This window comes from Mycobacterium sp. 3-98, assembly GCF_035918355.1.
GTDB classification, from domain to species: Bacteria; Actinomycetota; Actinomycetes; order Mycobacteriales; family Mycobacteriaceae; genus Mycobacterium; species Mycobacterium intracellulare.
In genome coordinates this window covers 3,476,687-3,488,919 of the sequence record NZ_CP142360.1, presented here as the reverse complement: position 1 = coordinate 3,488,919, position 12,233 = coordinate 3,476,687, and the positions used below count along the sequence as shown (strand labels likewise).

General features: G+C 66.2%; 13 protein-coding genes and 2 pseudogenes. 10 read left to right on the top strand and 5 right to left on the bottom strand.

Annotated elements, in window-relative coordinates; translation table 11 throughout:
- The first annotated feature begins 18 nt into the window (after positions 1-18).
- The 7 genes from ftsZ to QGN30_RS16430 all read left to right on the top strand — a co-directional run bounded on the left by ftsZ (position 19) and on the right by QGN30_RS16430 (position 5,425).
- Entirely contained in the window at positions 19-1,176 is a 1,158-nt protein-coding gene (ftsZ, locus tag QGN30_RS16460; RefSeq protein WP_008256146.1) for a cell division protein FtsZ, read from the top strand.
- 100 nt (positions 1,177-1,276) lie between these two features.
- Positions 1,277-1,984, top strand: coding sequence for a peptidoglycan editing factor PgeF (gene pgeF / locus QGN30_RS16455; protein ID WP_036458813.1), 708 nt, complete (start codon positions 1,277-1,279; stop codon positions 1,982-1,984).
- A gap of 5 nt (positions 1,985-1,989) precedes the next feature.
- Positions 1,990-2,766 (top strand): YggS family pyridoxal phosphate-dependent enzyme, encoded by a 777-nt coding sequence (locus tag QGN30_RS16450; protein ID WP_036458904.1) that lies wholly within the window; start codon positions 1,990-1,992, stop codon positions 2,764-2,766.
- Positions 2,767-2,832: 66 nt separating this feature from the next.
- Complete coding sequence (locus QGN30_RS16445; RefSeq protein ID WP_014384576.1) at positions 2,833-3,477, top strand: cell division protein SepF; 645 nt, start codon at positions 2,833-2,835, stop codon at positions 3,475-3,477.
- Positions 3,478-3,642: 165 nt separating this feature from the next.
- Positions 3,643-3,933 carry a YggT family protein gene (locus QGN30_RS16440; RefSeq protein ID WP_003878110.1) on the top strand — a complete coding sequence of 97 codons (291 nt, stop codon included), beginning with the start codon at positions 3,643-3,645 and terminating at the stop codon, positions 3,931-3,933.
- Positions 3,934-4,196: 263 nt separating this feature from the next.
- On the top strand, positions 4,197-4,994 hold the full coding sequence (wag31, locus tag QGN30_RS16435; protein ID WP_008256153.1) for a DivIVA-like cell division protein Wag31: 798 nt from the start codon (positions 4,197-4,199) through the stop codon (positions 4,992-4,994).
- Positions 4,995-5,086: 92 nt separating this feature from the next.
- Entirely contained in the window at positions 5,087-5,425 is a 339-nt protein-coding gene (locus tag QGN30_RS16430) for a phage holin family protein (protein WP_014379976.1), read from the top strand.
- A 3-nt stretch (positions 5,426-5,428) separates the two neighbouring features.
- On the opposite strand, the pseudogene QGN30_RS16425 reads toward QGN30_RS16430, so the two are convergent.
- The 3 genes and pseudogenes from QGN30_RS16425 to QGN30_RS16415 form a co-directional block, all read right to left on the bottom strand.
- A pseudogene (locus QGN30_RS16425) lies at positions 5,429-6,109 on the bottom strand (phosphoribosyltransferase); the annotation flags it as partial.
- A 405-nt stretch (positions 6,110-6,514) separates the two neighbouring features.
- The gene (locus tag QGN30_RS16420; protein WP_019733675.1) at positions 6,515-7,222 is read right to left on the bottom strand and encodes a hypothetical protein; all 708 of its coding nucleotides are present in this window, start codon (positions 7,220-7,222) and stop codon (positions 6,515-6,517) included.
- Positions 7,223-7,262: 40 nt separating this feature from the next.
- Positions 7,263-8,321, bottom strand: a complete 1,059-nt coding sequence (locus QGN30_RS16415) for a hypothetical protein (RefSeq protein WP_019733676.1) — start codon at positions 8,319-8,321, stop codon at positions 7,263-7,265.
- A gap of 324 nt (positions 8,322-8,645) precedes the next feature.
- On the opposite strand from QGN30_RS16415, the gene QGN30_RS16410 reads away from it, so the two are divergent.
- Positions 8,646-8,909, top strand: coding sequence for an SMODS domain-containing nucleotidyltransferase (locus QGN30_RS16410; protein ID WP_019733677.1), 264 nt, complete (start codon positions 8,646-8,648; stop codon positions 8,907-8,909).
- Between the two features lie 41 nt (positions 8,910-8,950).
- On the opposite strand, the gene QGN30_RS16405 is transcribed toward QGN30_RS16410, so the two are convergent.
- Together QGN30_RS16405 and QGN30_RS16400 are read right to left on the bottom strand one after the other, a co-directional pair.
- Positions 8,951-9,358: a MerR family DNA-binding protein gene (locus QGN30_RS16405; protein ID WP_019733678.1), complete on the bottom strand. Its 408-nt coding sequence runs from the start codon at positions 9,356-9,358 to the stop codon at positions 8,951-8,953.
- A 271-nt stretch (positions 9,359-9,629) separates the two neighbouring features.
- Positions 9,630-10,478 (bottom strand): DUF732 domain-containing protein, encoded by an 849-nt coding sequence (locus QGN30_RS16400; RefSeq protein ID WP_075362388.1) that lies wholly within the window; start codon positions 10,476-10,478, stop codon positions 9,630-9,632.
- A gap of 685 nt (positions 10,479-11,163) precedes the next feature.
- Between QGN30_RS16400 and QGN30_RS16395 the strand changes: the two are divergent.
- Both QGN30_RS16395 and QGN30_RS16390 read left to right on the top strand, forming a co-directional pair.
- Positions 11,164-11,489, top strand: a pseudogene (locus QGN30_RS16395) (cadmium-transporting ATPase); the annotation flags it as partial.
- 408 nt (positions 11,490-11,897) lie between these two features.
- Positions 11,898-12,209: a DUF1490 family protein gene (locus QGN30_RS16390; protein ID WP_019734356.1), complete on the top strand. Its 312-nt coding sequence runs from the start codon at positions 11,898-11,900 to the stop codon at positions 12,207-12,209.
- The last annotated feature ends 24 nt before the right edge of the window (positions 12,210-12,233 follow it).

The following is a 12,233-nucleotide window of genomic DNA, read 5'->3' as shown; positions in this document are numbered from 1 at the left end:
CAGGGAGGAAGACGAATGATGACCCCCCCGCACAACTACCTGGCCGTGATCAAGGTCGTGGGTATCGGTGGCGGCGGCGTCAACGCCGTCAACCGAATGATCGAACAGGGCCTCAAAGGCGTCGAGTTCATCGCGATCAACACCGACGCGCAGGCGCTGTTGATGAGCGACGCCGACGTCAAACTCGACGTCGGGCGCGACTCCACCCGTGGCCTGGGCGCCGGCGCCGACCCGGAGGTCGGGCGCAGGGCCGCCGAGGACGCCAAGGACGAGATCGAGGAGCTGCTGCGCGGGGCGGACATGGTGTTCGTCACCGCCGGCGAGGGCGGCGGGACCGGCACCGGCGGGGCTCCCGTCGTCGCCAGCATCGCCCGCAAGTTGGGCGCGCTCACCGTGGGTGTGGTCACCCGCCCGTTCTCGTTCGAGGGCAAGCGGCGCGGCAACCAGGCCGAAAGCGGCATCGCGGCGCTGCGCGAGAGCTGCGACACCCTGATCGTGATCCCCAACGACCGGCTGCTGCAGATGGGCGACGCCGCGGTGTCACTCATGGACGCCTTCCGCAGCGCCGACGAGGTGCTGCTCAACGGTGTCCAGGGCATCACCGACCTGATCACCACCCCGGGTCTGATCAACGTCGACTTCGCCGACGTCAAGGGCATCATGTCCGGCGCCGGCACCGCACTGATGGGCATCGGCTCGGCGCGCGGCGAGGGCCGCTCGCTCAAGGCCGCCGAGATCGCCATCAACTCGCCGCTGCTGGAGGCGTCGATGGAGGGTGCGCAGGGCGTGCTGATGTCGATCGCCGGTGGCAGCGACCTCGGGCTCTTCGAGATCAACGAGGCGGCCTCGCTGGTGCAGGACGCCGCGCACCAGGACGCCAACATCATCTTCGGTACCGTCATCGACGACTCGCTGGGCGACGAGGTGCGCGTCACCGTCATCGCGGCGGGCTTCGATGCCACCGGCCCCGGCCGCAAACCCGTCATCGGCGGCAATGCCGACAAGGAAGAGAAAGTCGGCGCGCACCGCATCGAGTCGGCAAAGGCCGGCAAGCTCACCTCGACGTTGTTCGAACCGGTCGACGCGGTCAGCGTGCCGGTGCACACGAACGGTTCGACCTTGAATATCGGTGGCGATGACGACGACGTCGACGTGCCGCCGTTCATGCGCCGCTGAGGTCTCGATTTGCTTGCCACTGCGCGACAAACCGGCCTCGAAAGATAGTGGCCCTACGTCGATGCAGCCTGGCAGGCAACAACTTCCGGATACTGATCACGTGAGCGTTCGCGTCCGACGGGTGACCACCACCCGCGCCGGTGGTGTCTCGAAGCCGCCCTTCGACACCTTCAATCTGGGCGACCACGTCGGCGATGACCCGGCCGCGGTCGCCGAGAACCGGGCCCGGTTGGCCGCCGCCGTCGGTCTGCGCCCCGGCCGCGTGGTGTGGATGAACCAGGTCCACGGCGATCGGGTCGAGGTGGTGGACGGGCCACGCGAGGCCGCCGTGGAGGACACCGACGCGCTGGTGACCCGCACGGCGCGACTGGCGCTGGCGGTGGTGACCGCCGACTGCGTTCCGGTGTTGATGGCCGATGCGCGCGCGGGGGTGGCCGCGGCGGTGCACGCCGGCCGGGTCGGTGCCCAGCGCGGCGTGGTGGCGCGCACGGTGGAGGCGATGCTCGAGCTGGGGGCGCAGCCCGACGACATCTCGGCCCTGCTGGGTCCGGCGGTCAGCGGCCACAACTACGAGGTGCCGGAGGCGATGGCCGACGAGGTCGAAGCTGCGCTGCCGGGCAGTCGCACCATCACCGGTGCCGGAACCCCCGGGCTTGACCTGCGGGCCGGAATCGCTTGCCAGCTCAAGGGTTTGGGCGTCACCGCGATCGATATCGATCCGCGGTGCACGGTCGCCGACCCGACGTTGTTCAGTCATCGCCGGGAGGCGCCCACCGGCCGGCTGGCCTCGCTGGTCTGGATGGAGTGACCGCGATGGCGGTGGACGTGTCCAATGGGGGAGACCGCGAATCGGAATTGACCCACGCATTGGCGGCGGTGCGCTCCCGCCTTGCCGCGGCAGCACAAGCCGCGGGCCGCAATGCCGCGGAAATCGAGGTTTTGCCGATTACCAAATATTTTCCAGCAATCGACGTCGTGACTTTGTCCCGATTGGGGTGCCGGGCCGTCGGCGAATCGCGGGACCAGGAAGCGACCGCAAAAGTGGCCGAAGTCACTCGGCTCCTGGCGGCTCCCGAACGGGCGAACGTGGGAAATCCGCGCTGGCACATGGTGGGTCATATCCAACGGAACAAGGCTCGGTCGGTGGCCGGTTGGGCCCACACCGCGCACTCGGTCGACAGCGCCCAGCTGGTGACCGCCCTCGACCGGGGGGTGGCGGCGGCGCTGGCCGAAGGGCGCCGCACCGACCCGATGCGGATCTACGTCCAGGTCAGCCTCGACGGCGACGAGTCCCGCGGCGGTGTGGACATTTCCCGGCCGGGGGCCGTCGACCAGATGTGCGCCCAGGTCGAGGAGGCGTCCAATCTCGACCTGGCCGGGTTGATGGCCATCCCGCCGCTGGACTCCGATCCCGACGAGGCCTTTGACCGGCTGCAATCGGAACATCGGCGGGTCCTGGAGTCGCACCGGAACGCGGTCGGGCTCTCCGCCGGCATGTCCAACGACTTCGAAATCGCGGTCAAACACGGATCGACATGTGTGCGTGTCGGTACCGCCCTATTGGGCCGTCGGAGGTTACCGTCACCGTAAGTAGTCACTGCAGTAACAGCTTTATCACTAACACCAGGAATCCCAGGGGCTAGAAGGGTCAACGCAATGAGCACACTGCACAAAGTCAAGGCCTATTTCGGTATGGCCCCAATGGACGACTACGAGGACGAGTATTACGATGACCGCGCGCCGTCCCGCGGTTTCCCGCGCCCCCGATTTGATGACGGCTACGGCCGCTACGACGGCGACGACTACGAGGACCCGCGTCGCGAGACCGCCGACTACCCGCCGCCCGCCGGCTACCGCGGCGGCTACGCCGACGAACCCCGCTACGGCTCCGTGCACCCCCGCGAATTCGACCGGGCCGAGCGGGGCGGGCCACGCTTCGGCTCGTGGTTGCGCAACTCCACCCGCGGCGCGCTGGCGATGGACCCCCGCCGGATGGCGATGATGTTCGAAGAGGGCCACCCGCTGTCGAAGATCACCACGCTGCGGCCCAAGGACTACAGCGAGGCCCGCACCATCGGCGAGCGCTTCCGCGACGGCACCCCGGTCATCATGGACCTGGTGTCGATGGACAACGCCGACGCCAAGCGGCTCGTCGACTTCGCGGCCGGCCTGGCCTTCGCGCTGCGCGGATCCTTCGACAAGGTGGCGACCAAGGTGTTCCTGCTGTCGCCCGCCGACGTCGACGTGTCCCCGGAGGAGCGTCGCCGGATCGCCGAAACCGGTTTCTACGCTTACCAATAGGCGCACCCGCCGCGCTCGGCAGCGAGAGCTGACCGCACCCTCGAACGGTTGAACGAGTCCCGAGACCACGTGAGGTGGGGCCGCTGACCCGGAGTCGGTAGGCTGGCAGGCGCCGCGCACGTCCGCGGCGCTTGGCATCTCATCGATAAGGTCGGGGCACTTCAGTTGGTGTTGTTCTTTCAGATCCTTGGGTTTGCGCTGTTCATCTTCTGGCTGCTGCTCATCGCTCGGGTCGTCGTTGAGTTCATCCGCTCGTTCAGCCGGGACTGGCATCCCACCGGGATCACCGTGGTGGTGCTGGAGATCATCATGTCGATCACCGATCCGCCGGTGAAACTGCTGCGCCGGCTGATCCCCCAACTCACCATCGGAGCGGTCCGCTTCGACCTGTCGATCATGGTGCTGTTACTGGTCGCGTTCATCGGGATGCAGCTGGCGTTCGGCGCCGCGGCGTGACCCCGTTCCGGCCCGCCGCCTGAGGCCCCGCGCCGCCCCCGGAGACGGTTCGGACACGTTTTAGCGTCGGTTTGGTTCCCGCGATTTAAAATTTCTAAGGTTTCGGATTTTATTGGCCTCAATGTTTGAAATTGGCTCTTATTTATTGGGCTAATCAGCAACCGTCGCGCCTGGTGTGACAGGATGGACGGCAGTTGCACCACGGCTACCACTGCGTTCTACACTTTCCAGAACGTTCGACAGGAACTTGAGGGGACGAAACAATGCCGCTTACACCAGCCGACGTCCACAATGTGGCGTTCAGTAAGCCACCGATCGGCAAGCGGGGCTACAACGAAGACGAGGTGGATGCCTTCCTCGATCTGGTGGAAGCCGAGCTGACGCGACTCATCGAAGAGAACAGCGATCTGCGCCAACGGATCGAAGAGCTCGACCAGGAGCTGGCCTCCGGCGGCGGGGCCGCCGCCCCGGCCGCGGCCGCCGCGCCCACGCAGGCCATTCCGGTCCGCGAGCCCGAGCCCGAGCCCGTCAAGGCCGCGGCCGCGCCGGCCGCCGCGGTCAACAACGAGGAACAGGCCATGAAGGCCGCTCGGGTGCTGAGCCTGGCCCAGGACACCGCGGACCGGCTCACCAGCACCGCGCAGGCCGAGTCGGAGAAGATGCTGTCCGACGCCCGCGCCAACGCCGACCAGATCCTCAGCGAGGCCCGCAGCACCGCCGAGACCACGGTCGCCGAGGCCCGGCAGCGCGCCGACGCGATGTTGGCGGACGCGCAGACCCGCTCGGAGACCCAGTTGCGCCAGGCCCAGGAGAAGGCCGACGCCCTGCAGGCCGACGCCGAACGCAAGCATTCCGAGATCATGGGCACCATCAACCAGCAGCGCACGGTCCTGGAGGGTCGCCTCGAACAGCTCCGCACCTTCGAGCGCGAATACCGGACCCGGCTCAAGACCTACCTGGAGTCTCAGCTCGAGGAACTCGGCCAGCGCGGGTCGGCGGCCCCCGTGGACTCCAGCGCCGATGCCGGCGGGTTCGACCAATTCAACCGGGGCAACAACTAGCGTTTTCAGCTGTGCCGGACGCTCGCCGAGCTCGGGGTTGGCACACTAGGTCCTGAACACCGCAGTCCCGCTCGTCGCCTGGAGGATGCCCGATGCTCGTCATTGCGCTGGTATTGGCCCTGATCGGGCTCGTCGCGTTGGTGTTCGCCGTCGTCACGAGCAACGAGCTGGTCGCCTGGCTGTGCATCGCCGCCAGCGTGGTGGGTGTGGTCCTGTTGATCCTCGACGCCTTGCGCGAGCGCCAGCACCGCGAGCCCGGTGGTGCCGAAGACCAGGATGCGGGTGAGGCCCGTCCCGACGAGGACGACTACGTGGACTATCCCGAGGAGGCTTCCGCCGAGGGCGAAGCGGAGGCGGTCACCGACGGGCCCGAGCCGACGGGGGAATCCAGCGTCGCGGCCGAGGGCCGCGGCGACGAGTCCGCCAAGTAACGCTCAGGCCGTCGGCGTGGCGAGCAGTTCGCGCACCTCGTCGTCGCTGACCTGATGAAAATCGTCGTAGACCTGCCCGACGGCTTCGAATCCGGGCGGCATCGTCGCGCACACCACGTCATCGGCCTCCCGCGCCAGGTCGCGGCAGGCGGACTCCGGCCCCACCGGGACCGCGACGGTGATTGATTCCGGCCCCGCGGCGCGCACCGCTCGCACGGCGGCCAACATGCTGGCGCCGGTGGCGATCCCGTCGTCGGCCAGGATCACGACCCGGTCGCGCGGGTCGGCGATCGGCCGGCCGCCCCGGTAGGCGTGCTCGCGCCGGAGCAGTTCGGTGGTCTCGCTGTCGATCACCTCGCGCACCTGCTCATCGGTGACGCGCAAGCTGGCCACGACGTCGTCGTTCATCACCAGGCCGCCACCGCTGGCCAAGGCGCCCATCGCCAGCTCCGACCAGTTCGGCACCCCGAGCTTGCGCACCAGGAACACGTCCAAGGGGGCGCCCAGGGCCGCGGCGATCTCCCAGGCCACCGGCACGCCGCCGCGCGCCAGCCCGAACACCAGCACGTCGCGCCCACGGTAGGACGTCAGTTCCTCGGCCAGCGCGCGACCGGCCTCGCGGCGGTCACGGAAGTTGCGCGTCGCCGTTCGCCGGAGAAAGCCGTTCGGTCGATTCATGGGTCGCCTACCAGCCTACGTGTGAATGCCCAGGCGCGAAGTGTGTGCTCGGTTGGATTGCCGGCGCAGGCCCAATACGGTTGCGCGGGAAGGTGATTGGGTGTGTGCGACCGTAGCAGCGTAGGTGTGTTCGCGGCTTCGCCGCTCAACACGCTCAGGTGGGCCGCAGCGTAGGTGTGTTCGCGGCTTCGCCGCTCAACACACTCCATCGGCTCGGAAATGAATGCGAGCATTCATTTCGCTCGCCTCAGTCGTGTGTCCGAGGGGGGACTTGGCCACGTGCGACACGAGTTGAGGTCTTCCAGCTGAGCCGTTGATCCTGACGAGTCATTATTCTGCCGACGCCGCGCTGGCAACTACTGACGAACGAATCAGTGCAAGCTTGTGCTGCTCCAAAGTGAGGTTCAGCGGTCAGTGGCCTAGCGCTCCGCTGAGTAGCTCGGCGGCGAGGTGGATGTCATCGAGACGTAAATCGGCGCCTTCGGGGATTGCGTTGATCAGTGATAGCGATCGGTCGGCACGCGCGTCGAGGCAGAACTCCACGTGTTGTGCGATGTCCCGCGCGAGCTGGGACTCAGCCAGTGAAAGCTGCTCTCGCACTGTGGGTCCCGATTGTTGATCCAAAGTGAGTCGGACGATGTCAAGCAAGTCCGTGCCTTCCTTGGCTTTGCCGCGATCGAAGGTCGCTTGAAGTTTCATGGCGATCAGCGGGCCGGGCTCGGCAACTGCAACCGCGATATCAGGCTGTCCGTGCACACCCATGATGACCGGAGTCGCGGTGGCAGCAGCCCAGGCGTGCGACAGCACGAAGAGCCGGCCGGTGGGATCGTCGGGCAGCGGGTGCAAATCGGCGTCGGCCACTTCCAAGACGTCAACGATCACTTTTCCGGCCGCAGTCGTGACCAGCGCCGCGTTGCGTCCTTCGACCGGCTCGCTCTTCGCTATCAGCAGTTCGAGCTGAGGGGCTTGATGGTCGTTGCGGCGGTTGACGATGTCGAGGTCGCTGGTGGCACGATGCGGGGTGCTGAGACGGCATATCACAGCCAGACCTCCGATCACCGTCACAGGCTGGCCAGTCAGGGTCTGGGTAGTGCGGATTGCGTCCGCCAGTGCCGACATTTGGGCGCCCAGCAGCTCTACCCGAGGGGTCTGAAGCTGTTTACCAGACACGAGACCACGGCTCTGGGGGAGTCCAGCTATCCAGTATCTCGCGCCCTCGACCTGGGTCCTGGGCCAGGTCGAGAGCCACGAATAGGGGGCGGGTCATGGGCCAGTACTCACTGTTCCCGTTGCCGGGAAAATCCACTGGATCTTGCCGGTATATGCAAACCAGGGGCGTGGGTGCAACACGCACGACGGCTGTGGGCGTGATGTGCTCGCGCGCGGGTGCGAGCAGTTTGGCTGCGCGGCGCATCACCTGCTGGTCGGGAACGTAGAGCACCGGTGGATGGTTTGATCTGATCGCGATCGGCGCGCCGTATACGGCGGCCGCGCGCGAATCGCTGAGCGCCCATCCCGGCTTGTCGAAGTCGTCGAGATTCACCCGCAGTGCATTAAGCAGGCCACCCTCTCGCGGCTCATTTGCGACGGCGAAGTCGGTGGGCTTCCACCGTGACGCTAACTCCCAGAAGAGCTCTGGTGTTCTAGGGTGCCCGGCCGGAGTGATCAGGTTGGCGTCGCGGAACGCGGCAATCGTGTCGGATACCGAGCTGGGGGCGCGGTCGATCTGCGTGGCGAGGGGACGAATGGAGACCACGCGGTCGGGTGTGAGCAGCATGGCTGACGCTAATTCGATGCCAACTTGACCGGCGAACGGTTCGCGCCGGCGTGGCGCGCGCATGGCAGCCGGCACGTTCGCGTCTACCAGCAGTCCATTGGCGGCGAGCCGTAGGTGGCCGCGAGTGTCCAACCAGCTCCAGCCGGCAGCGCGGAGCTCTTCGCGCGCATCGGCCGTAATGCGGTTGGCTACGACCACGCCGACGGTGTTCGCGCGCAGTTGGTGACTCCACAGTTGCAGCTGGTCCCGCAGGCCCTTTGTGGTCATTAGTGACGAGGTTTTGACCTCGACGAGCAGCTGGCGGTTGTCGGGCAAGACGAGGACCCCGTCCGCGTGCAGATCGTTCGCTTCGTTCGCGCGCACGAACTTGAGCCCCACCGCGGCCACGGCGTCGGCGAGTTCGTCGACAGCGTTCATCTCGGTGCGGAGCGATCCTGTCATGGGTAGATCCTCGCATGCTTTCGGTGTTCGGTCTATACCGAACACCGAACGGCGTCTTCAGTGGATGCTTGTCGGTCACGTGTCTCGCGGAATGCCGGTTCGCTCAGTTGACGCCGGCGTGCTGTACGTAGGAGCGGCACGCTGCGGGTCTTCGCACTTCGGGTCGATGTGCGCCGATCAATGCTTGCCGCAGCGCTTTCGCGTCATAGATGGGCGATCTCAGTTGGCGTGGCGACGCCATACTCGCCGCCTGGATGCCGGAAAGAGTCCTCGGCACGCGACTGCTCGGCGACAGCACGAAACGACTCGTCATCCCTGCTTAGGATGTGCAACTCGCTGATTACCGGCAAGAGGCCGCAAGGTTCGTGGGCGCATCGCACCATCATCGACCCCGCCGTCGGCGACAACGAGTTTGACGCCGACTTCATGCTCGATATGAGCGAGAACCCGGACTGGGCCGACAACCCCAAGGCCTGCATCGGTGAGGTCCACGCCGCCCTTCACCGGCACAGCACCTACGGCACCATGCCGCACTCACGGAAGTGCCGCTGCGTGCGGCTCGTCTACGCCAACTCCATGCACACCTGACGACCAATTTCTGATCGACCCCGGCCTCGTAGGTGGTCTCCTTATGCCGTTGGGGATTCAATGATGCGGCAGACGGTGGCAGCGCGTCCGCGGCGTTGATCGCTGCGGGCGGTTTGTAGCGCGGTGGTCAGGGTGGTGCGTAGGGCGCGTAGGTCGGCGATGGCGCGGTCGATGTCGCGAATGTGCTTGTCGAGCAGGGCGGTGACCTGCTCACAGGGCGCCGTGCCGTGGCGATGCAGGTCGAGGATGTCTTTGATCTCCGACAACGTCAGGCCGAGGGTCCGGGCCCGAAGAATGAACCGCAGGATCGCGATGTCGTGGTCGCTGAACAGCCGGTAGCCGGCTTGGGTGCGCTCAGCAGGCGGCAGCAGGCCCTTGGCTTCCCAGATCCGGATGGCCTTGGCGGACACGCCAATGGCTTTGGCGGCGTCACCGATGGTGTGCGTCACTAGGGTCCGTTCACGGACGGCGGCCGCTATCGATGACCCTTCCCAGCTGCGAGGTTCAAGCGTAGCCGTGCGAGTCCCGGATGCAGCTGCCTCACTCATTGGTCGTTAGGGGCGCGGTGCCGACGAGTCCGTTTCCCCTTCCTCCTATTCCAGCTGAATTGCAAGAGTGGTCCGGCGACGCCGCGCTCCGTCGCGAACGGCAACGTCGACGGTGACTCCAACGGTAGGGGTTGCCCCAGGGGCAAGGTCAAGGGTACGCCGCGGCAGCCTCTCACGGTGCGAGCCTGACAAAGCCCGGAGGCATGGGTCGCGCCGGCGACGGCTCCACCGGACCGCCACCGGCGTTGCCACCACTGCCTCCGCCGCCGATGCCGCCACCGCCGTTGCCACCGCCGCCGGCAGGGCCCCCCGGAGGAGCATCGGCAGGGGGCTCCACCTCTTGCGGTTGCGGCGGCGATTGTTTTGGTGGCGGCGGTGCGGCTATCGGCGGGGGCGGTGCCAGGATATGCGCCGTCGGGGGCGGTGGCGCCGGAATCTGCGGCGGGTTCGGTAGGAGGGGATCCCCCGCGGGAACCGCTCCGATCAGTGAGGCGAGCATTGTGCGGCCCGCCGCCGGCATATTGGTCATGTCCAACCCCGGCGGCGTGTCCCGCAGATCGCTTCCTGAGGTGACTGTGTCATGCGCGTACGCGGCGAGCCGGTGCGTCGGTTGCCTCGATCCCGGCGCGCGATTAGCCATGATGGAAGCTATCTTGCCCCGGTGGTACGGGCAGTAGATCTCCACTGCCGCGGTAATGAATCGGGCCTCGGTGCGCGCGAGGCGGCCGGGAGCGTATAGGCGCTCGGGCGGGTCGATGCGATACGCGTTGTTCACCATCTCGTCGACTAAGGCATCCACCGGCATGCCGCCATCGAGTTTGCGACAGACTTTATGGGCTGTGGCGATGAGGCTCGGAACGTTCTTGAGGGCGGGGATTTCTGCTTTATCGAGCAGTGCCAGAAACTGGTCGTCCTGGTTTGGGTCGGCCGCTGCTGCGCCGCCGCTCAGAATTGCGGCGCCGGTTAGCACCACGATGGCGGTGACCAGGGCACCGGCGTGGCTAGTGGTGCCGGTGAACATGGTAGGGGTTTCCATTCTGCTAGGGTTCCCACGGCGTCGCGGGCGGGCGATGCCGTGGTCGGTCTTGTGACGTGAGCCGTTGCGTCGCAGAATGTTTCGCTACGGCGCTGGTGCTCGAAGGATCGGTGTGAAGTGATGGACTATGTAGCGAATCGATGAATCTGCTTACGGCGTTGGTGGGTGCGCCGCATCAGTGGCCTACGGGGACCACGAGGCCTAATTACGTTGTCGCTCAGCTCATGTTCGCCTCCTTCGCGTGACTACGGTGGAGGCATCACCGCCGGTGACTCCAACGGTAGGGATTGCCTCAAGGGCAAGGTCAAGGCGCAGTGCCGTAATTCTTTGCCGCCCGCCCGCCCGCCCGCCCGCGTCGCGGGCCGTCGGCTTTCGTTCAACCGCACTGAAATTGCGTAAGAAAGTGCGTTTCAACGTCTTTCGTTACGGCGCACGTACGAACGATGGGGTCCAGTTAGGACCCGCGTGAGCTCGATGAATCCAGCCTCGGCGCCGGTGTGGCCTAACCCTTGACCTTGCCCCGGGGGCAACCCATACCTTGGGGTTGCTCGTCGGCTAACGCGAAGCGACGGGAGAGCGTGCGAGATGAAGGCGGCGCCCCACCTGGTGAGTTTTGCGGCGTACGAAGTTGCGCCCCCGCCGCGGCGGACTGACAAGGCCAGGATCACTGATGCTGACCGTTGATCCTGACCGGGATGTTGGGTTGACCGTTGTATCCGCCGCTGCGGGGCGGATGCATGTGTCCGCCAACGGGTTTCGTATCTACACGGTCCCGGCCGTCGCGATCGAGGATGCGGTCGGCAGCTGAGCGGTGTGCGTGCCGTGCGTGTCTATCCGCGAACGGCATCCGTTGTGATCCGGTATTCGCCCGCTGCCTGCGACACCGCTGCCGTCTTGTCGGCGATCACCGATGCACAGCACACCCCCGCCGCGTCGGTGCCCGCGCATGCCCCCCGCTCGGCTGATTTCGGCAACGGCGGCATAGTGGACAAAGTCACCGGCGGGATAGGGCGAACGCAATTACGCCTGCGCCATGGAGTGCCAGACCATCCGCCGGAGATCGAGCGGCGGCTGGAAGCTTCGAAGAAGATCGATACGGTCGTGTTTGACAAGACCGGCACCCGCACCCGCGCCCAGATACAGCTCGCCGATGAAACGCCATAGCATTAAATCCACGGGGTGGCCCTAGCACGGGCGCTGATTCACCTATGCATCAGAGGTCGAATAATCCAGTGCAGTTGAACCGTCGGACTCGATGAATCCGACCTCGGCGCTGGTGCGACCTAACCCTTGACCTTGCCCTTGGGGCAACCCTTACCTTGGGGGTGGCCCGTCAGCTGACGCGACCCGCGCCGCCGAGGCGTGAGCCATGCCGGGGCAACGATTGCGAAGGGAGCGTGCGAGATGGCATTGCATGGGTTTTTGGTGAAGGCGGCGCCCCACGTGTTGACCTTCGCCGCGTATGAGGCGCTACACCGAGTGGTGGCGAAGGCTCCGTGGCGGGAGGCAACGGTTTCCGCAATGGCCTGTGGTGTTCGCGGCGTGCGCACGGCTGAGGAGAAGGCCGAGCGGGCTCGATTGACGGCCGCCGACATGTTCGCCGAGGCGATAGAGCGCAGCGGGGAGAAAGCTCCGCTGTCAGCGGTGGCGGACGAGGAAGTTGCGCCCCAGCCGCGGCGGACTCGGAAGACTAGGACCACTGATGCTGACAATTGATGCTCAGCGAGATGTGGGCCCGAC